General features: G+C 71.4%; 20 protein-coding genes and 1 pseudogene. 4 read left to right on the top strand and 17 right to left on the bottom strand.

Annotation, left to right across the window (positions count from 1 at the left end; translation table 11 throughout):
• Positions 1 to 38: 38 nt before the first annotated feature.
• Together ACFYL6_RS24880 and ACFYL6_RS24875 are read right to left on the bottom strand one after the other, a co-directional pair.
• Complete coding sequence (locus tag ACFYL6_RS24880) at positions 39 to 479, bottom strand: DUF4395 domain-containing protein (RefSeq protein ID WP_387174655.1); 441 nt, start codon at positions 477 to 479, stop codon at positions 39 to 41.
• A gap of 170 nt (positions 480 to 649) precedes the next feature.
• Positions 650 to 1,114 carry a TlpA family protein disulfide reductase gene (locus ACFYL6_RS24875; RefSeq protein WP_387174652.1) on the bottom strand — a complete coding sequence of 155 codons (465 nt, stop codon included), beginning with the start codon at positions 1,112 to 1,114 and terminating at the stop codon, positions 650 to 652.
• A 358-nt stretch (positions 1,115 to 1,472) separates the two neighbouring features.
• Here ACFYL6_RS24875 and ACFYL6_RS24870 point away from each other — a divergent pair, with 358 nt between their 5' ends.
• On the top strand, positions 1,473 to 2,570 hold the full coding sequence (locus tag ACFYL6_RS24870) for a DUF1996 domain-containing protein (protein ID WP_387174650.1): 1,098 nt from the start codon (positions 1,473 to 1,475) through the stop codon (positions 2,568 to 2,570).
• Between the two features lie 193 nt (positions 2,571 to 2,763).
• Here the strand turns inward: ACFYL6_RS24870 and ACFYL6_RS24865 are convergent, their stop codons facing one another.
• From ACFYL6_RS24865 to ACFYL6_RS24815, 11 genes and pseudogenes are all read right to left on the bottom strand, one after another.
• The gene (locus ACFYL6_RS24865) at positions 2,764 to 3,741 is read right to left on the bottom strand and encodes a hypothetical protein (RefSeq protein ID WP_387174647.1); all 978 of its coding nucleotides are present in this window, start codon (positions 3,739 to 3,741) and stop codon (positions 2,764 to 2,766) included.
• A 239-nt stretch (positions 3,742 to 3,980) separates the two neighbouring features.
• Positions 3,981 to 5,303, bottom strand: a pseudogene (locus ACFYL6_RS24860) (OmpL47-type beta-barrel domain-containing protein); the annotation flags it as partial.
• 8 nt (positions 5,304 to 5,311) lie between these two features.
• Complete coding sequence (locus tag ACFYL6_RS24855) at positions 5,312 to 9,250, bottom strand: ThuA domain-containing protein (protein ID WP_387174645.1); 3,939 nt, start codon at positions 9,248 to 9,250, stop codon at positions 5,312 to 5,314.
• A 23-nt stretch (positions 9,251 to 9,273) separates the two neighbouring features.
• Positions 9,274 to 10,278 carry a multicopper oxidase domain-containing protein gene (locus ACFYL6_RS24850; protein ID WP_387174643.1) on the bottom strand — a complete coding sequence of 335 codons (1,005 nt, stop codon included), beginning with the start codon at positions 10,276 to 10,278 and terminating at the stop codon, positions 9,274 to 9,276.
• Between the two features lie 375 nt (positions 10,279 to 10,653).
• Positions 10,654 to 11,493 carry an amino acid ABC transporter ATP-binding protein gene (locus tag ACFYL6_RS24845; RefSeq protein ID WP_387174641.1) on the bottom strand — a complete coding sequence of 280 codons (840 nt, stop codon included), beginning with the start codon at positions 11,491 to 11,493 and terminating at the stop codon, positions 10,654 to 10,656.
• Between the two features lie 4 nt (positions 11,494 to 11,497).
• Positions 11,498 to 12,292, bottom strand: coding sequence for an amino acid ABC transporter permease (locus tag ACFYL6_RS24840; RefSeq protein WP_238668494.1), 795 nt, complete (start codon positions 12,290 to 12,292; stop codon positions 11,498 to 11,500).
• A 100-nt stretch (positions 12,293 to 12,392) separates the two neighbouring features.
• On the bottom strand, positions 12,393 to 13,211 hold the full coding sequence (locus ACFYL6_RS24835; protein ID WP_387174639.1) for a basic amino acid ABC transporter substrate-binding protein: 819 nt from the start codon (positions 13,209 to 13,211) through the stop codon (positions 12,393 to 12,395).
• 175 nt (positions 13,212 to 13,386) lie between these two features.
• The gene (locus ACFYL6_RS24830; RefSeq protein ID WP_387174637.1) at positions 13,387 to 14,064 is read right to left on the bottom strand and encodes a hypothetical protein; all 678 of its coding nucleotides are present in this window, start codon (positions 14,062 to 14,064) and stop codon (positions 13,387 to 13,389) included.
• An 87-nt stretch (positions 14,065 to 14,151) separates the two neighbouring features.
• Positions 14,152 to 15,063: a sulfotransferase family protein gene (locus ACFYL6_RS24825; RefSeq protein WP_387174635.1), complete on the bottom strand. Its 912-nt coding sequence runs from the start codon at positions 15,061 to 15,063 to the stop codon at positions 14,152 to 14,154.
• Positions 15,064 to 15,066: 3 nt separating this feature from the next.
• On the bottom strand, positions 15,067 to 16,074 hold the full coding sequence (locus ACFYL6_RS24820; RefSeq protein WP_387174633.1) for a sulfotransferase: 1,008 nt from the start codon (positions 16,072 to 16,074) through the stop codon (positions 15,067 to 15,069).
• Entirely contained in the window at positions 16,071 to 17,435 is a 1,365-nt protein-coding gene (locus ACFYL6_RS24815; RefSeq protein ID WP_387174631.1) for a glycosyltransferase family 4 protein, read from the bottom strand. Before ACFYL6_RS24815 ends, ACFYL6_RS24820 begins: the two co-directional genes overlap by 4 nt.
• A 178-nt stretch (positions 17,436 to 17,613) precedes the next feature.
• On the opposite strand from ACFYL6_RS24815, the gene ACFYL6_RS24810 reads away from it, so the two are divergent.
• Genes ACFYL6_RS24810 through ACFYL6_RS24800 form a run of 3 tightly spaced genes read left to right on the top strand, consistent with a single transcriptional unit; the run spans position 17,614 to position 20,817 of the window.
• On the top strand, positions 17,614 to 18,576 hold the full coding sequence (locus tag ACFYL6_RS24810) for a hypothetical protein (protein ID WP_387174629.1): 963 nt from the start codon (positions 17,614 to 17,616) through the stop codon (positions 18,574 to 18,576).
• Positions 18,569 to 19,348: a sulfotransferase family protein gene (locus ACFYL6_RS24805; protein WP_387174627.1), complete on the top strand. Its 780-nt coding sequence runs from the start codon at positions 18,569 to 18,571 to the stop codon at positions 19,346 to 19,348. The genes ACFYL6_RS24810 and ACFYL6_RS24805 overlap by 8 nt, the downstream gene beginning before the upstream one ends.
• Positions 19,345 to 20,817 carry a hypothetical protein gene (locus tag ACFYL6_RS24800; protein ID WP_387174625.1) on the top strand — a complete coding sequence of 491 codons (1,473 nt, stop codon included), beginning with the start codon at positions 19,345 to 19,347 and terminating at the stop codon, positions 20,815 to 20,817. Before ACFYL6_RS24805 ends, ACFYL6_RS24800 begins: the two co-directional genes overlap by 4 nt.
• A 32-nt stretch (positions 20,818 to 20,849) precedes the next feature.
• On the opposite strand, the gene ACFYL6_RS24795 is transcribed toward ACFYL6_RS24800, so the two are convergent.
• From ACFYL6_RS24795 to ACFYL6_RS24780, 4 genes are read right to left on the bottom strand one after another with little or no spacing between them, the layout of a single operon-like run.
• Positions 20,850 to 21,704, bottom strand: coding sequence for a sulfotransferase family protein (locus ACFYL6_RS24795; RefSeq protein WP_387174623.1), 855 nt, complete (start codon positions 21,702 to 21,704; stop codon positions 20,850 to 20,852).
• A complete protein-coding gene (locus ACFYL6_RS24790) occupies positions 21,701 to 23,278 on the bottom strand; it encodes a flippase (protein WP_387174621.1) in 1,578 nt (525 codons plus the stop codon). Before ACFYL6_RS24790 ends, ACFYL6_RS24795 begins: the two co-directional genes overlap by 4 nt.
• 22 nt (positions 23,279 to 23,300) lie before the next feature.
• Positions 23,301 to 24,308, bottom strand: coding sequence for a Wzz/FepE/Etk N-terminal domain-containing protein (locus tag ACFYL6_RS24785; protein WP_387174619.1), 1,008 nt, complete (start codon positions 24,306 to 24,308; stop codon positions 23,301 to 23,303).
• Between the two features lie 24 nt (positions 24,309 to 24,332).
• A complete protein-coding gene (locus ACFYL6_RS24780) occupies positions 24,333 to 25,790 on the bottom strand; it encodes an O-antigen ligase family protein (RefSeq protein ID WP_387174617.1) in 1,458 nt (485 codons plus the stop codon).
• Positions 25,791 to 25,849 lie beyond the last annotated feature (59 nt).

The following is a 25,849-nucleotide window of genomic DNA, read 5'->3' as shown; positions in this document are numbered from 1 at the left end:
GAGAACAGGTCGGGCCAGGATGGGGACGTCTCTACCGATCAGGACGGCCCGACCGGGACCCGGGCTGCCATCGGTCGACCCGCCATCCGACGCAGAGCGAGGTATCCGACGCAGCCGAGGCAGAGGTCGAACGCCGCGTTGAGGAACGCGGCGGCCAGTGCCGCACCGGTCGCCGCGAGCCCGAGTGCCGGCACACCCGACAGATTCCCGATCGTCGCGACCAGCACGAAGACCAGGCCGACGAGCTGCGCGAACCGTACCGGGGCCGCCGGTTCGAGCTCGGTGGGCGGCGCGACCCGGGGCGCGACGAGGCTGCGGTAGAGCACCCCGTACGGGCCGATGCGGGGGTTGGCCGCGGTCACCGCGAAGATCAGCGCCTGAACGATCAGCAGCAGGGTCGAGCCGGTGACGAGGGCGACGGCGAGGACTGCGGTGGTAATGGCGGCGGCGAACCGGGGCGCGCGAGGGTCAAGCAGCATGTGAACGGTTCCGTTCGGCGAGGACGCCGGGAGCACGAGGATGGGCGGGCCCGGCGCGGGCGGGGAGAGGGCTCAGGCGGACGGAAGCGCCGGACAGAGGCTCGCCGAGAGCCGACCGTGGTCCACAGTCCGCCGACGGGTCAACGCGGTGCCGGTCAACGCAGTGCCGGTCATCGCGCGGCTCCGGCGACCAACGGCCGGAGCGCGGCCATCAGCTCGTCACGACCCGGCATCCCGGACACGCGCTGGACGACCCGGCCCTCGGCGTCGACCACCAGCACCGTCGGCGTACGCCAGACAGCGAGCGCGCGGACCTCGTCGAGGTGCCGTTCGGCGTCGATCTCCACGACGGTGATCCCGTCGACGCGACCCTCGACCTCGGTCAGGAGGCGGCGGGTGGCTCGGCAGGGAGCGCAGTACGCGGACGAGAACTGCACGAGGGTGACCGCACCGGGGCGCACCCCGAGCGCGGCGAGCGTCGCCGAGGCGGGGTCTGGGCCGAGGTCCGCGAGTCCGTCGGCGGCGACGACCGAGCGGATCCGGCCGTCGCGTCGGCGCCACCACCAGCCGAGGACAGTCGCGAGGGTGAGCACGCCGATGACGACCAGGAGGCCGGTCAGGTGGGAGTGCCGCACCGCCCAAGGGTGCCACAGCCCGAGGGCCGGTGGCCTCCGCCGGTTGGACGAGCCGCGCCACGTCGAACTGCCCACCGGGCGCGTGTCGCGAAAGCCTCGGTCGGCCGACCACTCAAGAAAGGTGGAGTGCCGCCGCAGTCGCCGATTACAGTTTTTGGAGGAGAATCAGAGAATTGAGATTGAGCCGACACCACGGCGGCTCCGCAGAGCTGACCAGATAATCGCAGAGCGATATTTAAGGGAGACTTAATCGTTTCGGTGGGAAACGCGCGGGGGGTGGACTTCTATTCTTCGGGCTCGGAAGAAAGGTGCTCCCCCGTTGATGAATCTCCGATCCACCCCTCGACACCGTCGTTCCGTGACCGCCCTGCTGCTGGTGAGCGTGGCGCTCGCCGGCGGATGCAAGGAGGCGCCGGGCACGCCCGGCGCGTCCGGCCCGTCCAGCGACACCGGCATCGGCTCGTCCGGCCCGGATGCGCCGACGGCGACCGCCCCGGGCGACCCGTCGGCCACGCCGAGCGCTCCGGGCACCTCGGCCACGCCGTCCGCGCCGGGCAAGCCGGGAACGCCGGCGACCAGCGCCGCCCCGCCCACCGCATCCGGCGGCTGGATCACCATCGACGCTGCCGCGCAGGCCGCCGCGACGAAGGCGTTCTTCGCGCGCAAACCCAAGCCGGTGACCGGCAACCCGGTCAAGGTGCCCGAATTCAACGTCGGCTGTACGACCAGCCACCACAACAGCGACGACCCGATCGTGCTGCCCAAGCTGGCGGGCGGCTCGCACAACCACACGTTCTGGGGCAACAGGTCGACCGACGCCAACTCGACCGCCGAATCGCTGCGGGCGTCGAAGGCGACCACCTGCAACTCGCCGGACGACCAGTCCGCCTACTGGGTGCCGACGATGTACCAGAACGGCAAGGTCGTGGACCCGAAGGAGGTGACCGTCTACTACGGTTCCCGCCTGAAGGACCCGAGCAGGACCCAGCCCTTCCCGTTCGGCCTGCGAATGATCACCGGTAACGCCAAGAACCAGGTCGACACCCCGGACAAGCAGGGCAACCACTTCTGGTGCGCCGGCATCGGCGGCGAGATCGGCCGCAGCGCCGACAAGACGTTCCCGGTCTGCGCGAAGACCGCGAACATCGTCCGGCAGATCACCTTCCCGGACTGCTGGGACGGCAAGCACCTGGACAGCCCCGACCACAAGGCGCACATGGCCAACGGCGACCACACCGGGGCGTGCCCGAAGAGCCACCCGGTGCCCGTCCCCTCGGTGTCCTTCGTGATCTCGTACCCGTTGAGCGCGAACACGGACGGCATCACCCTGGCGTCCGGCACGTCGTTCTCCATGCACGCGGACTTCTTCAACGCGTGGAAGGACGAGGCGCTCGCGGCCCGGGTGCGCAACTGCCTCGACCAGGGCGTGAAGTGCAACTCGGCCGGTAACTTCTAGTCGACGAGCCCGACAGGGCTGACGGCGTGCGCCTCGGCTGGCCCGCCATGCCGATGTGTTGGTGAGCGGTATACCTCAGAGTCATATTCATACCTCTGAGGTATACCGCTCACTACCGCATCCGCCCGGCCGGCGGTGACCGACGGTCACCGCCGGCCGCCCATCGCCCCAGCCAGGGTGAGGACTTACTCGTCTAGAGCTTCGCGGCGCCCGCCTCGGTGGCCTCCTGCACCGCCGACGTACGGCGCAGCTCGGCCCGCTGGTCACCGGCGTCCTCGCGCTCCGGGGCGGCGGTCCGGGCCGCCCGGTTGGTGGTCGGCGCAGCCTGGTCACCGGTCACGCCGCCCCGGATCCGGTTGTTCGCGGCGACCTGGGCGGCCGGGTCGTTGGACGTCACCGCCAACTGGCCGTTGATGATGTTGTCGTCGACGGTGACGCCACCGGTGGTGCTGGTGACGCTCACGTCCCCACCCCAGTAACCGCCCGAGGCGCAGCTGTCGAGGGTGCCGTTCGGGCCCAGCTGCACACCGCCCAGGTTGCCGGCGAAGGTGGCCCGACCCTGGACCGCGCTGCCACACACCACGCTGCCGGTGGCGCTGTTGAGCACCGACAGCGTGCCGTCGACGAACGAGTCGTGCAGGTCGGTGTAGTAGGTGCCGGTGCTGCTGAGGTTGCGCTGCACCTGGGTGCCGCGATCGAGCCGGACCTCACCGGCACCGACGTTGACGTGCCCGGTGACCGTCGACGCCTCGGCGAACAGGAAACTGTCGATGGTCGTGGAGCCCTTCGGCTTCACGGTGACGGTGCCGGTGCGGGCGTCCTTCAGGAAGATCCCGTACCCCCCGGCGGCGAGCACCACCTGGCCGTCGACTGTCGTCTCGGTGGCGTCGAGGTACCCGTCGGCCGCGACGCGTACCTCACCGCTGACCCGGCCACCGGTCACCACCAGGTTGCCGCCGGCCGCGACGGTGACGTTGCCGGTGATCGTGGTGCCGGTCAGCGCGCAGGACTCGCCGGCGGGCACGAGCAGGTCGTTGGGCACGGTCACCGCGCCGCCGGTGCCGATGCAGTGGGTGACCAGATCGGCGTGTGCGCTGGGCGCCACGGCCAGCACCGAGGCCGCGATGACGGCGCTCACGGTGGCCAGCTTGGCGACGGTACGTCCGGGCATCGTTGTACTCCCTGTCGATGAGGTTCGAGGACTCATGCGCCGACGTCCGATCGGGCCGCGGCCCGGACGATGGCGCCCTGCTGCCGCCGGTCGAGCGTGCCGCCGGTCACGAGCGCGGCGGTGACCGCCTCGACGTGCCGGACGAACTCGGCGTGGCCGGGATACTCGGCGTGTTCGTCGATCAGATCGTTGATGGTGCAGCCGTCGCCGGTGTCCACGTTGGCCACACCGGTGTCGCCGCCGTCGATGACCACGGTGGCCCGGGTGTCCGAGTCGGGGCAGCGGTCGGTGCCGTCGGCCACCACGGTGAACGTCGTCGACTGCTCGGCGGAGGAGTTCCCCGCCGTGTCGGTCGCCCGGTACTTCACTGTGTGCGCGCCGGGCGTGCGGACCGCGACCGGAGCGGCGTACGCCGTCCAGCCCCCGGTGTCGAGTGCGTACTCGATCTTCGCCACCCCCGACTCGGCGTCGGTGGCCGTGACCGTCACGGTCGCGCCGCCGACGTACGCGCCGTCGCCGTTGCGGTCACCGGCCACCGTGGCGGCGACCGTCGGTGGAGTGGTGTCCTCGGCCTGCGGCTCGACGACGGTGAAGTGGGCCATCTGCTCCGCCGACGTGTTACCGGCGACGTCGGTGGCCCGGTAGTGCAGCATGTGCATCCCGACCGCGTTCACCACGATCGGGTTCGTGTACGCGGTGAAGGCCGCCCCGTCCAGCGCGTACTCGATGGTGGCGACACCGGATCCGCTGTCGGTGGCGGTCAGCGTGGCGGTGGCCGTACCGATGTAGTTGCCGTCGCCGTCGCGGTCGCCGGCCAGTGCGGCCGTGACCACCGGCGCGGTGGTGTCCTCCTCCCCCGGCTCGACGATCCGGAACGACACCGAGCCGACGGCGCTGGTGTTGCCGGCCTGGTCGGTGGCGCGGAACTGCACCGCGTGGTCACCGATCGCGGTCACCTGCACCGGCGCGGTGTACGGCAGGAAGCTGGTGTCGTCCACCTGGTACTCGACGGTCTGCACCCCCGAGTCGGCGTCGGTGGCCGTCACGGTCACCGTGGCCGCGCCGAGGTAGTTGCCGTCCTGGTCCTGGTCACCGGAGACCGTGCCGGTCACCGTCGGCGCGGTGGTGTCGCCGCCGCCACCGCCCTCGGTGACCACCAGCTCACCGACCATCGAGCTGTGGCCGGGGATCGAGCAGAAGTACCGGTACCGGCCCGGGGTCAGCGTCACGGTCGCCTGGTGGCGGCCGTCGTTGGCGTCGAACGGGCTGGCCAGGATGTTGACTGTGACGTCGTGGTTGTAGCCCTCGGTGCTGGTGTCGAAGGTCAGTGTGTGCGGCATCCCGGTGGTGTTGCCGGTGGCCGCGCTGTTCTCCCAGATGATCGTGGTCGCTCCGGCCACCGCCGTGGTGGGCGCGGACTTGTAGCGGGTGATGCTGTCGTCGGCGGTCCAGGTCAACACCTGGTCGGCGGCGGCGCGAGGGGCGGCGGAGGCGGGCGTTGCTGCCAACGGGATCACCGTGAGCAGGAGCGCCGCCAGCGCGGCCGTCAGTCGTCGGGTCATCGTCTCTCCTAGAGTTCCCGCGCGCGGACGTTGCGGAACTCGGCCAGGTCGTTGTCACCGTGGTTCTGCAGACCGATGAAGCCGCGCAGGAACTGCCGCAGGTCGGTCGGCGGGTCGCCGGCACGCGACGACTGCTTGCCGGGCGTGTTGTCGAACTCGTTGATCACCACGCCGTTGCGGATGATCGTGTAGTGCTGCCCGACGACGCGGATCTCGTAGTCGTTCCACTCGTTCTTCGGCGTCACGCCGGCCTGGGCCAGCGGCACCGTGTCGAAGTTGTAGACCGAGCCGGTCTTCTGCGGCTCGCCGGTGTCACCGTCGTAGATCTGGATCTCGTGTCCGCAGTAGATCGCCACCCACGCCTGGGAGGTCCGCGCCGACCCGACCGTGCCGCAGCTGTCCGGTGGGCGCTGGTCGAGGGGGATCCGGGGGTCCGGGAAACGGGTGAAGACTCCGGTGTTGGCCCGGCCGGTGCCCGGGGCGATGTCCTTGAACTGGAGCTTCAGCGAGAAGTCGCCGAGTTCCTTGGTGTGCCAGAGCATGCCCAGGCCGCCGCTGGAGCGCAGTGCCCCGTCCGGCTGGATGGCGAACGAACCCGTCGGCGCCTGCTCCCAGCCGCGCAGCGACTCGGCGGTGCCGTCGAAGAGCGGCTCGTACCCGGTGTGGCCGGCGCGGCCGATCTCCGACGCCGCGGCCAGGCGGGTCAGGGTGCCGGCCTCACGGGCGCTGAGCAGGTCGTCGTCCTGCAACGCGCGGGTCACTGCGGTCACGTGCCGGACGAAGGTGTTGTGGTCGGCCCAGGTGCTCTCGTCGTCGATCAGGTCGTTGGCCGTGCAGCCCTGCCCGACCGTGCGACTGGGCACCCCGGTGTCCGTGTCACCGAGCCACACCGTGGCTCGGTCATCGGGCACCGCGCAGCCCACCGTCACCGTGGTCTGCACCGTCGCCGTCTGACCGTCGGCGTACGTGACGGTGAGCTTCGCGGTGTAGGTGCCGACCGTGGCGTACGTGTGCCGGGGGTCCGCCTCGGTCGACGTGGCACCGTCGCCGAACTCCCAGCGGTGGCTGACGCCGCCGGAGCGGGAACCGGTGAAGGCAATGGTCAGCGGCTTGTTCTGCACGGCGACCGAGGTCGCCGCCGGCGCCGGGGTGGGCGCCCCGCCGGTGTAGGTGATCCGGATCAACTTCTGGTTGGCGTGCAGGCTGAAGAAGCCGCCGCCGTAGTCGAGCAGGTAGAGCGCGCCGTCCGGGCCGAACTTCGCGTCCATCCAGCTCTGCAACCGGGTGTCGCCGTTGCCACCCGGGATGATGGCCCGCAGCGTCTCGGCGTACACCGGTGGGGCGGCCTGCGGCACGCCGGCCGGGTCGACGGTGACCGCGACCCGGTTGGCGGCGTTCGACTGGTCGCCGATGAACCACTTGCCGTCCCAGTGCTCCGGCCAGGCCACGCCGCTGGTGGTGTCGACGAGGCTGCGGTGGTACGTCGGGCCGGACATGATGGCCTGCCCGCCGCCGCGCAGGTACGGCTGCGTGTAGGTGGCGTCGGCGGCCACGTAGGTCGGGAGGCCGCTGCCGTCGGTCCGCTTCGGGAACACCGGGCCGCCGCCGTCCGGCGAGTACCAGATCATGTTGTCCCGGGCCGCCGGAATGTCCACCAGTCCGGTGTTGCGCGGCGAGGTGTTCTTCAGGTTGTCGCAGTCGTACCAGCCGGTCAGCACCGTCGCGTCGGTGTTGCTGCGGTCGCGGTACGGCTGCCGGTTGCCCATGCAGTACGGCCAACCCTGGTTGCCGGACGAGGTGATGATGGTGGCCGTCTCGTACTTCGCCGGGCCCAGCGTGGGGCTGGGCGACGAGGCGTCCGGGCCGACCCAGCCGGCGGTCAGCCACTGGTGCACCGGGTCGATCTGCAGGCGGGCGATGTTGCGCACGCCCATCACGTAGATCTCCGGCCGGGTCTTCTCGGTGCCCGGTGGGAACAGGTTGCCCTCCGGGATGGTGTACGTGCCGTCCGCCTCCGGGTGAATCCGGATGATCTTGCCGGCGAGGTCGTTGGTGTTACCCGACGTGCGGCGGGCGTCCTGGAACGAGATCCCCTGGTACTCCTCGGTCCAGTTGTTGCCCGCGTAGCCCTGCGACCCCTCCGAGGAGTTGTTGTCGCCGGAGCCGACGTAGAGGTTGCCCTTGGCGTCGAACGCCATGCCGCCGCCGGCGTGGCAGCAGCTGTGGATCTGCACGGGGAACTGCAACAGGTCCTTGCGGGTGGCCTGGTCGATGGTCTGCGCCTGCCGGTCGTAGGTGAACCGGGAGACGGTCCGCTGACCCACCCGCTTCTCCCGGTCGACCGAGTCGTGCGGCATCCAGTAGACGTAGAGCCACCCGTTCTCGGCGAACGCGGGGTCGGGCACGATGCCCAGCAGGCCCTCCTCGTTCTTGACCAACTCGGAGCCGCTGCCCCGGTTGCCCATCACCTCAAGGGTGGTGAGCAGCTTGACCTGCTTGGTACGCGGGTCCCAGGAGTGGATGGTGCCGCAGCCCAGGCCGACCTTCGGGTTGGTCCAATCCGCGATCGGGCCGCTCGGGCAGGCCGCCTTGCCGACGTAGAAGACCGTGCCGTCCGGCGCGATGGTGAGCCCGTGCGGCTCGCCGATCTGGTCCAGCTGCCCGGCCTGGTTCGCCGCGGTGAGTCGCTCCACCTTGTAGTTCGAGGCGATGGTGGCCTGGCAGTCACCGCGTACCCGACCGGTGGTCCAGTTGAGGGCCCCGGCGAGGTGTGTACGGAACGCCTCCTCGCCGTAGCTGCCCTCGGTGTGGCCCATGCCGGTGTAGAACGACCGGCCGCCGTCGTAGTCCCGGCACCAGGACACCGGGTGGAAGGCGCCGTTGGCGCTGGCCCCCGGGTTGTAGTGCCGCTCCTCGACCTGGGCGAGCGTGTGCACGGTGCCGATCGGGTTCGGGTCCCAGTTCTCCCAGCGGTCGGAGCGGGTGATGGTCAGCGGCAGCGACGCCGTGGCCGGGTGCTTGCGGTCCAGGATGTTCACCACCGCGCGGTTCACCGCGGGCGGTTCCGGGGCGGTGGTGCTGCCGGTGAACAGGCGCAGGTCGGCGAGTTGGACCAGCGGCTCACCGCTGTTCGCGGTGACGTTCAGCCGGTAGCGCGTGAACTCCTGCGGCGCGGCGATGTCGAACCGTCGGGTCTGGTACCGCTCCGGGAAGGTCTGCCCGGTGCGGCGGTCCAGGTCGGTCCAGCTCTGACCGTCCGTGGAGCCCTGCAGGGTCCAGTCCTTCGGGTCCCGACCGGAGGAGTCGTTGGCCGACGTGAGCGCGTACCCGGTGATCCGCTTCGGTGCGCTCAACTCGTACGCCACCCAGGCGGTCGGGGTGCGGACGAGCCACTTCGTGTTGGCGTCGCCGTCGGTCAGCTTCTCCTTGGTCTCGTTGGGCGGGTTCTCCCCGCTGGCGGTCACCCGGGCCACCGGCTCGGCCACCGGGATGGCGCCGGCCGGGCGGGTGCCGATCAGCCCGGTGAACCAGGTGGAGTCGACCTGGGCGCGGGCCGCGTCGGCGATGCCGACGAAACCGCCGCCGGCCTTGACGTAGCTCTGCAGCGCCGACTCCTGGTCGCGGTTGAGCGCGGCGCCCGTCGCGGAGAGAAAGACCACGCTGCGGTACGCGGACAGCCCGGCCGCGGTGAAGGTACCCGGGTCGGTGGTGGCCGTGACATCGATGTCATGGACGGCACCAAGCTGTTTGATGGTGTCCACCGCGCGAGAGACCGGGTCCTGTTGCTCGGCCACCGGGCCGTGGAACACCAGGACCGCGGTCTTCTGCGGCTGTGCCGCCGGCGCGGCGGCCGCCGTTCGTGGTGCGGCCGCGGCCGCCGTCGTTGCCGGGATCAGTGTGGCGAAGGCCGCTACCGCGGCGAGGGTTCGTCGTAAATTTCGGGTCATGCCCGTCCCCACTTTCGGTTCGGTCAGCTTCCGTGCGTGTGGGTGTGGCCCTGGAACCGGTGGATCGCCTCCTCGGCGCCCGGCGGCATGCTGCCGTCGGCGTTGCGCACCAGGAAGATCCCGGCCATGCCGCCGTCGGAGTGCGACTGCACGTGGCAGTGGTACATCCACGCGCCAGGTCCGACGCCCTCTCCGGCCAGCACCTGGAAACCGAACGAGCTGCCGGGATTGAGGTCCTTGTTGTCGATCACCAGGCTCGGGTCGCTCGGCCCCTCCAACATGCCGGTGCGGTTGTCCGCCCACCGGTGCGCGTGCAGGTGGAAGGTGTGGAACAGGTTGCCGTGGCCGATGGCGATCCACTCGACGCGCTCGCCCAGGTTCGCCTCGAACATCGGGGTCGCCGGGGCCATCTTGTTGTTGATCATCATGTCGTGGAACACGGCCGTGAACTGCTTCGACGGCAGGATGTCGCCGCGCCGCCGGACGATCAGCGCGCCGTACAGTCCCTTCGCGACACCGCCGGTGCCGTGGTCGGTGCCCATCGCGTGATCGTGGTAGTGCCAGTAGCCGGCGCTGCCCGGCATGTACCGCCGACCCGCCGCGGCAACCATCTCGTGGGAGCGCCAGACGTACGTCCGCGTCTCACCGGGGTTGTTGAACGAGTCGTTGAACGGGCTGCCGTCGGACTCGGTGCTGTAGTCCACCCCGTGCGGATGGATGGACAGCCGCTGGGTGGTGGTGTTGACCAGGGTGACCTCCAGCGTGTCACCCTCGTACATCTCCAGGATCGGGCCCGGGACGGTGGCCTGACCGGGCGCCAGGCCGTACCCGAACAGGTTGCCGGGCAACTGCTCGGCGTAGATGGTGACTTTCTTGGTGACACCGGCGGCGGCCCGGGCCGGGCTGCCTCCGAACGCTGTGCCGATCGTTGGGGCGGACGCGCCCAACGCCCCGGCGGCGAGCGCTCCGGTGGCGATCAGCGATCTGCGGGACAGGTGGCGGTGAGGGCCACCAGCGTGATCGTCCATGGGTCTCCGTTCACGACCGGGCGAAGACGCGACGAGGGCAGGGTGCATCGACCGCCGAGCACGGGCGGTGGCACGACTGAGGGTGAGGCTCGTCGCGGGCTTTGCTCGGAAGACTCAGAACTTTCGATGGATGACAGCAACTTATGTAATCCATCGACGAAAGTACAGGTCTGATTGCAAGAAGATTACCTTGACATCACGACGTCGGTCGATTGACATGAAGCTGACACACAGGCCGTCGACCGCCGGGTCCTCGGCCGGGTCGCTCGCGGGCGGACGCCGCTACCCGTATCGGCAACGGAAAGCAGCGCACAGCTCGACGCCGGGCTGCCATCGAGATGGCAACCCGGCGGGGAGGACGTACGGGAGTTGCGGTCAGAGGTTGTGGCGGTCGTCCGTCGGCAGGCTGGGAGCCGGCGAGGGCGCCGGCGACTGGTCCGGCTGACCGAGCTGCGCGATGTGGGTCGGGTCGAGGACCCGGGAGAGGAACGCGCGGGTCCGCTCGTGCTTCGGTGCGCCGAGCACCTCCTGCGGCGGCCCCTGCTCGACCACCACGCCGCCATCCATGAACACCACCCGGTCGGCCACGTCGCGGGCGAACGCCATCTCGTGGGTGACCACCATCATCGTCATGCCGTCCTCGGCCAGCTTGCGCATGACGGTGAGCACGTCGCCCACGAGTTCCGGGTCGAGCGCCGAGGTCGGCTCGTCGAAGAGCATCAGCTTCGGCTCCATCGACAGCGACCGGGCGATCGCCGCCCGCTGCTGCTGCCCACCGGAGAGCTGCGCCGGGAACACGTCGGCCTTGTCGGTCAACCCGACCCGCTCCAGGTTGGCCCGCGCGATCCGCTCGGCCTCGGCCCGACCACGCCGGAGCACCCGGCGCTGGGCGATGGTGAGGTTGTTCAGGACGGTCAGGTGCGGAAACAGGTTGAACGACTGGAAGACCATGCCGATGCCGCGGCGGACCGCGTCGATCTCGACGTCCGGGTCGGTCATCTCGACCCCGTTCACCCAGATCTTGCCGGCGGTCGGCTCCTCCAGCAGGTCGACGCAGCGCAGCAGGGTCGACTTGCCGGAGCCGGACGGCCCGATGACGCATACCACCTCGCCCTGGCCGACCTCGAAGTCGATGCCCTTGAGCACCTTGAGCGGCCCGAAGGACTTGTGCAGGTCGCGGATCTCCACGGCGGGACGGGAGGGGGTGGTCGTCATGGGGTCACCGAGCCTTGGCGTAGCGGAGTTCGAGGCGTCGTACCACCTGCGACAGCGGCAGGGTGATCACCAGGTAGGCGAGGCCGGCCACCAGCAGCGGGGTCGCGTTCACCCGGTCGTTGAGCATGTCCCGACCGAACTTGGTGATCTCGATGGTCTGCGCCGTCACGCCGAGCACGTAGGCCAGCGACGAGTCCTTGGTGAGCAGGATGAGTTCGTTCGTCAGCGGTGGGATCACGATCCGGAACGCCTGCGGGATGACGATCGTGCGCATGGCCGTGAAGTGCGACATGCCGAGGGTCCGCGCCGCCTCCATCTGCCCCTTCGGCACGGCCTGGATGCCCGCCCGGATCGTCTCCGCCATGTACGCCGCGGCGGTCAACCCGAGGCCGATCGCGATCGAACCGAACACCCCGCCCGGGATCTCGCGCTCGGGGAAGGCGATCGGGATGCCGTACCCGACGAGGAAGAGCACCAGCAGCGCGGGCAGACCCCGGAACAGCTCGATGTACGCCGTCGCCACCCAGCGGTACGGCGCCACCCTCGACAGCCGCATCAGCGCCAGGACGGTGCCGAACACCAGGCCGAAGGCGAACGCGCCCAGCGTGTAGAGGATGGTGTTGCGCAGCGCGACCGTGATGATCGTCGGGAACATCGACTTGATGATGTCGACGCGGAAGAACGCGTCGGCCAACCTGTCCCAGTCCGCGGCGACGAGCACCGTGGCGATGATGGCGATGAAGACCAGGTACTGGAGCCCGAGGGACAGCCGCTCCCGCTGGCGGCGTCGCAGCTTCACGTTCGCTCGTTGCCTTCCCGGAGGTAACCCAGACGGAGGGCGCGCGGGGCGCGCGCCCTCCGGTACTGCGCGGTGCTCAGGCGCTCGGCCGCTACGCGGCTCAGGCGCTCGGCCGCTTGCCGATCCACTTCTCGTAGATCGTGTTGTACGTGCCGTCCTGCTTGGCCTTGGCCAGCACCTCGTTGATCTTCTTGAGCAGCTCCGGGTTGGCGTCCTTCTTCACGGGGAAGCCGTACTGCTCGCCGGTGTCGAACTCGGCGGCCACCTCGAACCCGCCCGGGTTCTTCTTCAGGTACTCGGTCCAGACCGGCAGGTCGTTGATGGCGGCCTCGACCTGGCCGTTGGCGACGGCCTGCTGCAGGGCGGCGAGGTCCTCGAACTCGACGAGCTTCAGGCCCTTCTCCGTCTCGAGCTTCTTGGCGTAGTCACGACCCGTGGTGGCCGCCTGGACGCCGAGCTTCTTGCCCCTGAGGTCGTCGAGCGACTTGTACGTCTTGCCGGTCTTCACCAGCATCGCCTGGGTGGCGTCGAAGTAGGGATCGGAGAAGTCGATCACCTTCCGCCGCTCCTCGGTGATCGTCATGCCGGCGGCAGCCGCGTCGCACTTGCCGGTGTTGAGGTCCTGGCCGGACTTGATCCCCTCGAACGGGGTGTCGATGATCGTCTGCTCGACGCCGAGCTCCTTGGCGACCAGATCCATGATCTCGACGTCGAAGCCGGTCACCTTGCCGCTGGCGTCCTTGGACTGGAACGGCGGGTACGGCAGGTGGGTGCAGACGGTCAGCTTGCCCGCCGCGACCAGCTTGACGCCGCTGGCCTGGACCTCACTGTCGTCCTTCTTCGCGCAACCCGCGCTCAGCGCGAGGGCGGCGACGGCCACGACGAGGCCGGCCTGACGGACGGCGCTTGGGAACCTCACGGCTGTGTCCCTCCGATTCGGCTTCCATTGCACAGAAAGCCAATCTGATTCATAGACTTTGCGAAGGCGACCGTACCCGATCCGGCGCGTCGCCCCCAGATCACGCGGCGACCGCTCGGCGGGTGCGGCACGCCGGCCCGCACCGGCAAACCCGACACTTGGCCCGGAATGCGCCTCAGCCGCCCGTTCCCTCCTCGGCCCCGTCCGGGGTGAGGGCCCCTCCGTGGGGGTCTGTGTCCAGGAACACATGCTGGTGGCCCTTGCCGGCATCGACGCTGATCTGGTCGAGCTGGGTCGCCGCGACCGACCAGATCGTCGCGGCCTCGGCCGCCTGCCGGGCGGTGACGTCCAGCAGGGCCGCACGCTGCGCGGCCGGAACGTTGGCGGTCAGGGCGTAGGTGTCGACGGCCAGCGACGCCTGCTGGACCGCACCGCGCAACCCTCCGCGCGCCACGTTGGTGGCGGTGGTCCCCGACGGCGGATCGGCGAACGGCGCGGCCGCCTGACGCATGACCTCCTGCCACTGGCGTGCCTTCGCCGGATCCGGGGCACGTCCGCCGGTCGTCTCCGTCTTGATGGCGGTCAGGACCGGGGCGACCTGGTCGCGGACCCGTCGGGCCGTCTCGATCAGCTCCACGATCTGCTGGGCGTCCCGCTTCGCCTCGGCCTCCTTGAGGCTCGCGATGGTCGCCTCGGTGGCGTCCGGACGGCCCACCTGGTAGCCGATCAACCCACCGAGCAACGCGGTGACCAGTGCGATCACGCCCGCGACGGCCGCGAAGCGCACTGTGCGCTGGCGGCGCACATCGGCCTTGTCCAACTGGTAGGAGGGTCGGCCGGTACGGCGTGCCATCGCATCTCCTCACATCGATAATGTGGGGCCAAAGATTAGCCGGCCCTCGTGACGTCCGTCGATAGCGAGGACCTTTGACCCGTGCCGCTATACCGGGTAGCCCCACTCGGCCAGCGGCTTCTCCAGCACCCGTTCGATCGCGGCGAGCTGCGCCGGGCTGAGTTCCTCCCGGTACGCCTCCGCCCGGCCCACCGTGAAGTCGTACCGGGAGAAGCCCTTCTCGAAGGCGGCCGACCAGCTCAGGCCGAGGAAGTCGAGCATCCGGCCGACCTGTTCGCGCGGCTGCTCGACGAGATCCTCGTAGCGCACGTCCAGCCACTGGTGGGCCGGGTGACGCAGCCGGGCCTGGGCGAAGGCGTCCATCAGCATCTTCCAGCCCAACGCGGCGAGCACCTGGAAGGAGCGACCCGACTCGACCCACTCCTCCCGCAGGTCGGACGGGAGCGGGCCGTAGATCCAGTTGTCCGGCCCGCGCCAGCCGTCCCACCAGCCCATCTGGAGCCAGGAGTTGGCCACCGCCCGGCCGTCACGCACCACGTTGACCACCCGCAGCTCCGGGTACGCAGCGTGCAGCAGGCCGGTGCGCGGCCACCCGGTGACGTGCTGCACCAACTGCTGACAGCCCTGCCGGGCGATCCGCTCGTCGAAGAAGGCCCGCAGCCGCCGGGCCACGAACGGCGTCAGGTCCTCGGCCAGCAGGTCCCGGCACGGCCGGGAGAACCCGGCAAGCACCTGCCGGTCGAGCAGGTGGTACGCCTCCGACGGCGCCACCCGGAGCCGGCCCCGCTCCAGCAACCGTCGACTGTGGCGCAGCGAGGTCATCCCCGCCGGGCGCGGTGCCGAGCGCCGGTAGAGCGCGCCGTTGAACCTGCCCTTGGGGTTAAGCCGGGCCAGTTTGTCGTCGAGGCCGGAGACGAAGCCGACCGCGGGATGCCGGGAGAGCAACTCCTGGACCAGGGTCGAACCGCAGCGACCGGTTCCCACCACCAGTGAGAGCATCGTTCAGCCTTCCTGCCGGGTGGCGGGTGACGGGGAAACGGCCGGGTCCGCGGCGGGAGAGATTGCCGCCGGGCGGCGCAACGGGTAGCCGAACCGGGCCAGGGCCACGGCGGTCAGCCCGGTCACCACGGCGTACGCGCGGGTGGGGAGCCCGGTCAGCCACTCGGTATCGGCGACCACGTCGACCAGCCCGGTGCGGTGCCGCGACGGATTACCGGCCACCGAGTGGGTGGGGGTGAGCCGCACCGTGGCCGGTGACGGGAACGGAAGCGCGTCGGGGGTCGCGCCGACGAAGCCGGCGATCCGGTCGGTGGTGCCGGCCGGGTCGGCCACGAAGTCCTCGTACCGCACCCGCAGGTAGCGGCCCGGCGTACGGCGGCGGCCACCCCACAGTCGTACGGTCGCGGTGTTCCAGACCAGCCAGAGCAGCGCGGCCTTGCCCACCGGTGGTCGGCTCATCAGCCGGTCGTCGGCGCGCCCGTCCAGTGGGCGCCGGCGACGCCAGGAGTACGCGGTGGCGCGCGGGTCGCGCACCAGGTGCAGGACGTACAGGTCGATGCCGGGCAGGCTGCCGAGCAGGGCGCCGTACGGCGGCAGCTTGGAGGAGTCGACGATGACACCGTCCGACCGGCCGGCCAGGGCGTGTTCGGCGATCGCGGCGTAGAGCCGGGTCAGGTGCGTGTCGTCGGGGTGGCCGGCGACCGGCGGCTGCCCCCTACGCTGGCGGCGCAGCAGTGCGGGCAATCCCCGCAGCCGCAGCCGCTGGGCCAACCGGGCGGCGATCCCGGCCGGGTCGGCGTCGGGCAGGTCGGCGCGTACCCGGGCCCAGAGCGGGCAGTCGGCCACCGGGGAACCGCAGCCGCAGGGCCGGTTCTCCAGGAGGCCGCGCCGCCACAGGTAGCGCAGCTCGCCCGCCGCGAAGAAACCGGGCAGCTGTCCCAGGACCGTGGTGACCAGTGTGCTGCCACTGCGACCACTGCCGGCGAGGTAGAGCACCCGAACCGGGCTCACCGGGCCGCTCCCCCACCGGCGGCGGCACGGCCGGCCCGCCGTCGCGAGGGCAGCGCCTCGGCGGCCTCCGCGTACAGCCCACGGATCCGGTCCAGGTGCCGGTCCGGAGTGAACCGATCGGCGATCTTCGCCCGGCCGGCCCGGCCCATCCGGTACGCCCGCTGGGGGTCGGCCAGGATGTCGTTGAGTGCGTCGCCGAGGTCCGTCGGCGCATCGGCGGCGACGATGCGACCGTCCACCTCGGACTCGACCAGCTCGGGAAGCCCGCCCAGGTCGGTGGTGACCACCGGCACGCCGCAGGCGAACGCCTCCAGCACCGCCATCGGTTGGTTCTCGTGCCACCGCGACGGGACGGCGACCACCGCCGCCGAGCGGATCAGCTCGTGCAGGCGCGGCTTGTCGAGACGGCCGTGGAACCGGACCCGGCCGGGCACCCGCCGTGCGGCGAGCGCCTCCAACTCCGGGCGGGCCGGGCCGTCTCCGGCGACGTCCACGCCGACCCCGTCCGGCAGCGCGGCGGCCGCCTCGATCAGCACGTCGACGCCCTTCTCCGGGGCCAGCCGACCGGCGAAGACGACACCGCCGCCGGGCGTCTGCTTGGCCGCGACGCCGTTCAGGTCGACGAAGTGGTTGACCACCCGCAACCGGTCCGGGTAGACGCCCGCGCGGCGCATCACGTCGGCCAGGAACCCACTCGGGCTGACGAAGAGCTGCACCGGGTCGTACGCGTCGAACTGCCGGTGCAACCAGGACTCGACGGCGAGCAGTCCACTGCGCGAGAGCGACCCGTCCTTGCAGCGGCGACGGGCCGCCTGCAACGGGCCGCCGGTGACGCACGCCTGGCAGGGGCGGCCCCGGTCCAGCAGTTGGTAGCTGGGGCAGGCGAGCTTGTAGTCGTGCAGGGTCAGCACGCACGGCACACCGGCCGCGCGGGCCGCCGCCAGCACCGACGGGGAGAGCTGGTGGTAGATGTTGTGCAGGTGCAGCACGTCCGGCCGAAAGTCGTCGATCACCCGGGCCAGCCCGCGGCGGCTCGTCGGTGACCACAGCATCCGGCCGACGGCCACCGCGCGGGGCCGCACCCCGCTGGGCGCCGGCTCGAACTCCACTTCGGACGGGAACCGATCGGCGTACGGCAGCGGCGACTCGTTCTCCGGGTGGCTCATGCCGAAGTAGGCCACCGTGTCGCCGGCGGCCCGTTGCAGGTCGGCGAGATCGAGCAGATACCCCTCGGCGCCGCCACGGCGGTAGAGGAACTTGTTCACATGCAGCACGCGCATCGACTCGGCCTGCTCACGTCGATCGGGCGAACCGGGCCCGGAGGTGATGACCGGGGTCTGCCCGCCCCGGCCAGGGCCCACGGTATGCAGGGTGAGTCGGCGAGTCCAGCTCACGTTTGGCATGTGGCTGAACGGGTGATCTTCGTCTGCCCGTGCGGTCCGCGGCCTGGCCTCCCGCCATGATCTCCCGATAGCCTGGCTGCCGCCGGTCGTACCCGCTCTGGTGTCGGGCCGGGCCGGTGCCCGACGAGGAGGACCCGTGGCAGCCGACGACGAGGTCTCCGCGCTCGCGTACACCGCTCGGCGGGTCCGGCGGCATCTGCGCTGGGCGCGTACCGAGGGGATCGGACGGCTGATCGAGGAGGACCGCCTCAACCCGGTCGACCGGATCGGCACGGCCCTGGCGAAGCGACGCTGGCGACGGCGGACCGGCCGGCCGCCCGGTTCGGCGATGCCGGTCTATCTGGTCGGCCTGCAACGCTCCGGCACGAACATGCTGGTCCGGGGCCTGGACGCCGCCCCGGAGGTGGAGGTCCGCAACGAGAACGACCGCACCCTCTTCCACCGCTTCCAACTGCGCCCGGACCCGGTGCTGACCGCCGCCCTCCACCGCAGCCGGCACGCGTACGTCCTGGTCAAGCCGCTCTGCGAGAGCCACCGGGTGGACGAGTTGCTGGCCCTGCCGGGGCTGCCGCCCGGACGCGCGCTGTGGGTCTACCGCGACGTCGACGACCGGGCCCGCTCCGAGGTCGCCAAGTTCGGTGACGCCAACCTGCGGGCCCTGCGGGCGATCGCCGACGGCAGCATCGGCCGACGCTGGCAGGGGCAGCGGCTCGACACCGACACCGTCGAGCTGATCCGGGCCCACGACCCGCAGCGGTTGGATCCACAAAGCGGCGCGGCGCTGTTCTGGTACGTCCGCAACTCGCTGTTCTTCCAGCTCGGCCTGGAGCAACGGGCCGACGTGCTGCTCTGCCGCTACGACAGTCTGGTCGCCGAGCCCGCCGCGCAGCTCCGACGGCTCTGCGCCTTCCTCGACTTCCCCTACCATCCCCGGCTGCACGCGCACATCGCCCCACGCATGTCGCACCGTGCGGCGGGCGACAGACGGCTGCCGATCGACAGGCGCGTCCGGGCCCGCTGCGACGAGCTGACCGACCGGCTCGACCGCGCCGCCGCCGACGCCCGATCCGAGACGACGAAGGCGGTCGACCGTGGCTGAGACCGGAACCCGTACCGCGCCGATCTTCCTGGTCGGCTGCCAGCGGTCGGGCACCACGATGGTGCGCCTCGTCCTGGACTCGCACTCGCGGATCAGCTGCGGCCCGGAGACCCGGTTCCTGCCGGACCTGCGACGGATCGTCGGCCGGGACTGGGAACGGCTGGCCCGCTTCGGTTTCCCGCGCGAGGACTGGCTGCGCCGGATCCGGGACTTCTTCGGCGGCGTGCACGCCGACTACGCCGCCGCCCGGGGCAAGACCCGGTGGGCCGACAAGACCCCGCTGTACGCCATGTCGCTCGACTTCGTCACCGAGGTCTTCCCGGACGCCCAGATCGTGCACCTCATCCGGGACGGACGCGACGTGGTGGTCTCACACCGCAAACGGTTCGGCTACTGGTCCGCGGTGAAGTGCGTGGTGAAGTGGCCGCGCTACATCCGCACCGCCCGGGCGGTCGGCGCCACCCTTCCGGCGGACCGCTACTACGAGCTGCGCTACGAGCAGGCGGTCGGCGAGCCGGAGAAGACGATGCGGGGCCTCTTCGAGTTCCTCGGCGAACCGTGGGAGGACGGCATCCTCGACTACGACAGCAAGCAGCACGACGTGGCCCAGAAGTACACCACCGAGGCGGAGCGGCGACGCGCGGCGGTGGGCGACACCGCGCCGATCTACGGCTCCCGGGTGGGCAGCCACCGCCACGAGCTCGACCCGTTCCTCCGCCTGCTGGTCTGGGTCTTCTCCGGTCCGACCCTGCGCGCCCTGGGCTACCGGTGACCCGCCCGGGCCGGCTGCGTGCCGTCGCCGCCGCCGTCACCGCCACACTCCTGCTCGGTGCCGGCTGCACCGCCGGCGACGACGACCCACCACCGGCAGCCACCCCCTCCGCGACGGCGGCACCCGAGGCCACCAACACCGTGGACGGGGTGAGTAACCCGTTCGGCGCGCACTGGGACTGGTCGCGGTACCAGCAGTTCGAGCCGTACCTGCGCCGGCTCGCCGGTTCGGCGACGTACGAGGAGATCTCCTGGTGTGAGATCGAACGGACCTCGGGGCAGGCGGACTGGGCCGGGTTGGACGAGATCGCCACGCGCAGCCGGGAACTGGGCATCACCCTGCACCTGAAGATCCGCACCGGCGTGTGCTGGGCGACCGGTGGCACCGCACGCCACGCCCGGGGCACGGCGAACAAGACCGAGTCGGCGATGCCCACCGACCTCGGCGCGTACCAACGGTTCGTCCGCTCGGTGGTGCAGCGCTACGGCCCGTACGGGGTGCGGGAGTACGCCATCGAGAACGAGGTCAACGCGCCGAGCTACTGGGCCGGCAGCCCCGAGGAGTACGCGCGGCTGGTCCGGGCCGCCGCCGAGACGATCCGCGCGACCGACCCGAAGGCGCGGGTGGTCGACTCCGGCATCAGCAGCGTCGCGTACGGCATGGGTGTCGCCGACCGGCTGGTGCGCGCCGGTCGGGGGGCCGAGGCGGTCGCCGCCTACCAGGCGTACTTCCAGCGTCGGGTCGGCACCCGGGGGCAGCAGATCCCGGCGGTCACCGGGGAGGCGCAGCTGCGCCGGGCGCTCGGCACCGAGACCAACAGCCGCAGCCTGCGCTTTTTGGCGGTCACCGAGTCGCTGTTGACCGACCGCACCGTCGACGTTCGGCAGGTGCACTTCTACGAGCACTTCAGCGGGGTGGCGCCGCTGCTGGACTACCTGCGCGCGACCACACCGCCGGGTACGCCGATCCAGGCGTGGGAGGTCGGGCAGTTCTGGCGCGACGGCGACGGTGACCCGGCCAGCCGGGCGGCCGAGATGGTCAAGACGGTCACCCTGCTCGCCGCCGGCGGGATCGGCGAGATCAGTTGGTTGCCGTTGGCGTACAACCCGAACAACGCGGCCGGCAGCGAGGTCCGCTACGGCCTGCTCGACCCGAACGGCACCGAACGCGAGGCCGGCCGGATGTTGGCCGCCCTCGCCGACGCGGCCCGGGACGCCACCGTCACGCCGCTGCCCGGCTCGGTGGCCGGCCGGCTGAACGGGGTCGCGTTCGTCCGGGGCGGGTCGAGCACGCTGGTGCTCTGGTCCACGGCGGACACGCCGGTGACCGTGCCGGCGGCGCCGGGCGGGCGGACCGGGGCGGTGGGTTCCCCGCTGGGCGCGGCCGGTGGCGGCACCACCGTGACCGACGTCCCCGTCCTGCTCCGCGCCGACCAGCCGGTGGACCGGATCCTCGCCGCCGTGCGCTAGGGCCTGACCGCCCACGGGACCTCCAGCGTGCGCTAACCGGCCGGCCAGGGATCGGGCCAGTCGAGCAGGGTGGCCAGGCGGGCGTTGTGCGGCGCGAAGTGCTCGCCCAGCCGGTCCCGCAGGGCCGGGGTCAGCTCGGAGACGCCCGGGTCGACGCGACGGGTGTGCCGGGTGAACGCCTCGGGGGTGAAGGCCGGCAGGCCGAGGAAGCGCAGGATGTCGGCGTACGTGCCGGCCGGGTCGGCGTGGAGGTCCTCGGTGCGGGCCAGGTGGATCCGCTCCCGGGGGACCTGCGCGAACCACCGGTCCAACTGTTCGGCATAGCGACCCCGGGCCGCGTACGAGTAGTTACGCAACGCCCGGTGCGCGGCAGGGCTGTCCGGGCCGCCGCGCGTCGCCCGCGCCAGCCGCTCCTCCTCCGCGTCGAGGGCGTCGGCGAAGGACAGCGGCTCCAAGCCGTACGAGCGGGTGTGCAGGTAGTGCGAGTAGGCCCGCTGCACCGGGTCGCGCAGCAGTACGACGAAGCGGGCCTGCGGCAGGGTCACCGCGACCCGGGCCGGCACGCTCGGGTGGAACAGGTAGTAGGGACTCGCCTCGAACGTACGCTCGCCCGGGGCGAGGTGCGGGAAGTGCCCCCGGTACCACCGCTCCCCCCGACCGTGGTGGACGCTGAAGTACTGCAACTCCTTGCCGCTGGCCACCCGGACCCGGGGATGCGCGGCGAGGTGGTGGTACAGCGACGTGGTGCCGCAGCGCTGCCCACCGATCACCAGGAAGTCGGGCAGCGGACCGGGCTCCCCCGGTCGCGCCGCGCGCCCCCAGGCCCGCGCCGCGCGTACCCCCCGACGCAGCCGGTCGGTGACCTGACGCCGCGCGACGCCGGTCACGAGCGGACTCCGCTGCCCACGACGACATCGGCGCTGCCGTCGGCGGCACGTCGACCGCCACGGCGGGTCACCGCGCGCAACACCATGACGTCCTCCCGACTGAGCCCGAGGGCGAGCACCGCGGCGAGGTACGCCGCCACGATCGCGGCCAGACCGACAACGAGCTGCGCGGTCCCGCCTCCGACCAGCCACCGCACAGCGAACCCGACGCCCATCGCGACAAGCGCGGCGACCAGGCCCTTCACCATGCCCGCCGTCACCGGCACGGTGTGCACCTGCGCGCGCACCTGCCAGACCCGGGCGATGTTCACCGCCGCCAGCGAGACCGCCCAGGCCACCGCCGCGCCGAGAATGCCGTACGCCGGGATGAGCCAGAGGTTGAGCAGGACGTTGAGCAGCAGGGCGGCGAGGTTGTCCACCATGTTGACCGAGACCCGGCCGGACATGTTCAGCAGCGTTCCGCAGGGCCCGGTCGCGGCGTTGACGAGCTGGCCGAGCGCCAGCACCACCGTCACCGCCGCGCCGCCGGCCAGGCCCGGCCCGCCGACCAGCCGCAGCAACTGCTCCGGAAAGACCAGCAACGCCACGAAGGCCGGCAGCGACAGCCGGAGCACCCAGCCGGTGGCGACCCGGTAGATTTGGCGTACCTCGTCCAGTCGACCCTGGTGGTAGAGGTGCGCCAGGTGCGGACCGAACGAGGCGTTGACCGGCGCCAGCACGAACACCGCGATCGTGACCAGCCGGGTCGCCACGTGGTAGACGCCGATCGCGTCGGGGCCGTAGTCGAAGAAGCCGAGCAGCAACGCGTCCACCCAGATCAGCCCGGTGGACGACAACGAGGAGACCCAGCTGACCGTGGAGAACCGGAACAGCTCGCCGGGCCGGTACGCGGGCCGGGCGGCGGGCACCCGGCGCACCATTCGGGCGAGCGCCACGAGGGCCAACCCGGCCGCGCTCCAACTCGCCGCCACCAGCGCCCAGAACGCGCCGGTCAGGCCCGCCCCGAGAGAGATCGCCAGCGCGGTGAGCACCAGCCGGGCGGCCGGCTCGTAGACCTGGCCGATGAGCGCGTAGGCCCGTTGCGTGCGCCACCCCCGGGTGGCCGCGAGCGCGGCCTCACAGACGGTCGAGGCGGGCAGGCAGAGCGCCGCCAACCGCAGCCCGGTGGTGAGCTGCGGGTCGTGCAGGGCGTCGGCGAGCCACGGCGCGCCGACCGCCAGACCGAAGGCGATCACTGTGGACGCCACGGCCGAGATGCCGAGCCCGAGCCGGATCGCGCCCCGGAGGGCGGCCGGCTCGTCGTCGGCGAGGTGCACCGCCACGAACCGGGTCAGCCCGGCCCGGAAACCGGAGAGCGAGAGCAGGCCCAGCAGCGACAGCACGGCGTAGACCTGGGCGTACCGGCCGAGTTCGCGTACACCCAGGGCCCGGGCCAGCAACAGCATGACCAGGAAGAGCGCCACCTGGCTGAGCACCGCGCTGCCCAGGTTCAGCACACCGCCGCGGGCCATGCCGCGTACCTGCTGGTCGCCGGCCTCCGGCGGGGCCGGCGGGCGGTCGGTCACCTCGCGCACCCGGCGGCCCCTTCCCGGATGGTCACGGCCGGGCCGCGGTCACGGTCTCCGCCGGCGCCGAGGGGGCCGCGGCGGTCGCCGCCGCCGGCCGGGTGGCGGCACGACCCCGGGAGAGCAGTTCGAGTACGCCCACCAGCAGCACGCCGAGCAGCAGACCGGCGCCGCCCACCGGCAGGGCGGTACGCACCAGCTCGCTCATCCGGCTCACCTCGTGCGCCTCGCCGATGCTCGTCACCTGCTTCGGATCGGCGGCCTGGGCCTGCGCCCGCGCCGCCTGCAACCCCTCCCGCGCCTGGGACAGGGCGTTGGTCGCCGCGTCGCGCTGGGCGAGCAGGGCCTGGTAGTCGGGGAGCTTCGGCCCCAGCTCGTCGAGCTTCCTCTGCGCGGCGGTGATCGCGTCGGTCGCGGCGTCGGCACCCCGGTCGTTGCCGACCGCGTGCATGGAGAGCCGCTGCTGGCGCAGGCTGGTCAGCTCGCCGAGCGTCGCCTGGTAGATCCGGTCCGGTTGGGAGACCTTGTTCGCCTTCTCCCACTCCCCGATCGCCCTGGTCGCCGCGGTGACGTCGGAGTTGGCCGCCTCGACCTCGCCGGTGGCGATGCCGACCTGGGAGGAGAAGAGGAAGGCGAGCGCGCGGGTGGTGGTCGCGGTCAGCACAGGCGCGATCTTCGCCCGGTCACCGGCGATGTACGTCACCTCCAACTGGCTGCTCGCGCCGACCTGGGTGACGGCGAGCCCGTCGCGCAGCCGCTCCGGTGACACCCCCGTGTCACCGGCCACGTCGGCGAGCACACGGGGCGAGGTGACCGCCGCGCCGAACGCCGCGACGAACTGGTTCGCCGCCTGCGTACCTGTGTACTGCGTTCCGGCCGCACCGCCGACCAGCGCCGGCGCCGCCACGTACGCGGTCCCGCTGAACTGCTGTGGCGCGAACAGGACGATGGCGGCCGCGGCGCCGGTGGCGAGCACCGGCACCCCCACGAGTACCCAGAGGCGCCGCCGGGCGACCCGCAGGTAGTCGACGATCTCCACTTTTTCCCCAATGCTGTCGTTCAGTCAAACCGGGACGGACGTGCCTCGTGGCTGCTCGCCGGTCAGGTTCGGAGCCGGTTGGCGGGCGATCACACTGGCCGCCGCGGCGAACGCGACGAAGTACCAGAGCGTGACCACGTTGGAAATGACGTTGGAGGCGGCGCTGACCGCCACGAACGCGGCGGCGCAGCCGGTGAACCCGACCGCGACGCCACGCTCGAAGCTGCCCGGAGGCGCGCGCCGCAGCGCCCGCCACGCCGTGTGCAGGAAGGCGAACAGCATCAGCAGGTACGCCCCGAGGCCGAGCAGCCCGGTCTCCACGTACGCGCGCAGGAAGTCGTTGTGCGGCTTCTTCGCCTCGTCGGTCTCGCGCTGGGTCATGTTCGGCCCGATGCCGGTCACCGGGTTCCGGTCGGCGAGCGTGACGATCTCGGTCCAGTAGCCGATCCGCCACGCCAGAGTGTTTCCAGTCGGGTCTCCGCCGACCGCACGCGACGTGCCGAGTTGGGCGAACCGCTCGCCGACGGCGGGCACCAGGGCCACCCCGGCGACCGCCACCACGCAGAGGGTGACAAGCATCCGCTTGCTGCGATGCAGCGCCGCGACCACCACCAGGCCGATCGCCGCGCCGAGCAGGGCGCTGCGGGTGTTGGTGAGCAGCAGGAACAGCAGCGAGAGCGCGAGCAGCACGCCGAGCGACACCCGCAGCCGGCGACCCAGGAAGCGGTACACCGCGAACCCGAAGATCACCATGAACATCAGGTAGCGGCCGAACGTGGTCGACTGGCTGAACGTGCCGCTGATCCGGGTGAAGTCGCCCTTCACCTCGGCCGGCGGGTTGCCCAGCAGCGACAGGACGACTGTGTAGCCCAGCGCCAGCACCAGCGAGGCGTAGCAGGCGAGCAGGACCCGACGGATCGCCGCGGTGTCCGGCATGAGCTGTTCCAGCACCACGAACATCACCACCACGGTGAGGATCCGCAACGCCTCCAACAGGCTGTTCGCCGGCCGGCTGGCACCGAGGGCGCTGACCACGCTGCTGGCCCCGACGAGCAGCATGGCCCAGCTGAGCGGGGAACCGCGCAGGCGCCCGTGCCGGCTGAGCTGTGCGGCCAGCCAGAGCCCGGCGGCGAGGAGGAACAGCACCGCGAGCAGTGTGGAGGGGTCCACCGCCCGGGCCGATCCGGCGGAGTCGGCCTGGCCGGCGCTCGGGCCGGTCAGCTTGAACAGGTCGACGCAGGAGCGCACCGCGAGCATCAGCAGCACGTACCCGGCGAACCGGGTCAGCGCGAGGACGGCCACCGCGATCCCCGCGACGGCCGCGAGCGGCAGCACCATGCCCCTACGGTCACCGGCCGCCATCGAGACACCGGCGACCACCGCCACGACCGCGGCGGCCAACGCCGCGCCGCCGGTGAGGAGGCGGGTCGGGTCGAGCCGCCTGGCCATGAGCGGGGTGACCTGCTGCGTGTGTTGTTCCACTGATCCCACTGAACTGAATCGGCGCTGCCCGGCCGCTGCCGGGCGCGGCCAACCGATGT

The sequence above is a fragment of the Micromonospora sp. NPDC007208 genome (genome assembly GCF_042869175.1).
Lineage (GTDB): Bacteria > Actinomycetota > Actinomycetes > Mycobacteriales > Micromonosporaceae > Micromonospora > Micromonospora foliorum.
The sequence above is the reverse complement of the archived record's forward strand: the minus strand, read 5'-3'. Positions and strand labels throughout refer to the sequence as shown.

Excerpts from the sequence above, each read along its gene's own strand:
- ACFYL6_RS24880 (WP_387174655.1), bottom strand. The coding sequence starts at position 479 with ATGCTGCTTGACCCTCGCGCGCCCCGGTTCGCCGCCGCCATTACCACC.
- ACFYL6_RS24865 (WP_387174647.1), bottom strand. The coding sequence starts at position 3,741 with ATGCCCGGACGTACCGTCGCCAAGCTGGCCACCGTGAGCGCCGTCATC.
- ACFYL6_RS24855 (WP_387174645.1), bottom strand. The coding sequence starts at position 9,250 with ATGACCCGAAATTTACGACGAACCCTCGCCGCGGTAGCGGCCTTCGCC.
- ACFYL6_RS24850 (WP_387174643.1), bottom strand. The coding sequence starts at position 10,278 with ATGGACGATCACGCTGGTGGCCCTCACCGCCACCTGTCCCGCAGATCG.
- ACFYL6_RS24845 (WP_387174641.1), bottom strand. The coding sequence starts at position 11,493 with ATGACGACCACCCCCTCCCGTCCCGCCGTGGAGATCCGCGACCTGCAC.
- ACFYL6_RS24830 (WP_387174637.1), bottom strand. The coding sequence starts at position 14,064 with ATGGCACGCCGTACCGGCCGACCCTCCTACCAGTTGGACAAGGCCGAT.
- ACFYL6_RS24825 (WP_387174635.1), bottom strand. The coding sequence starts at position 15,063 with ATGCTCTCACTGGTGGTGGGAACCGGTCGCTGCGGTTCGACCCTGGTC.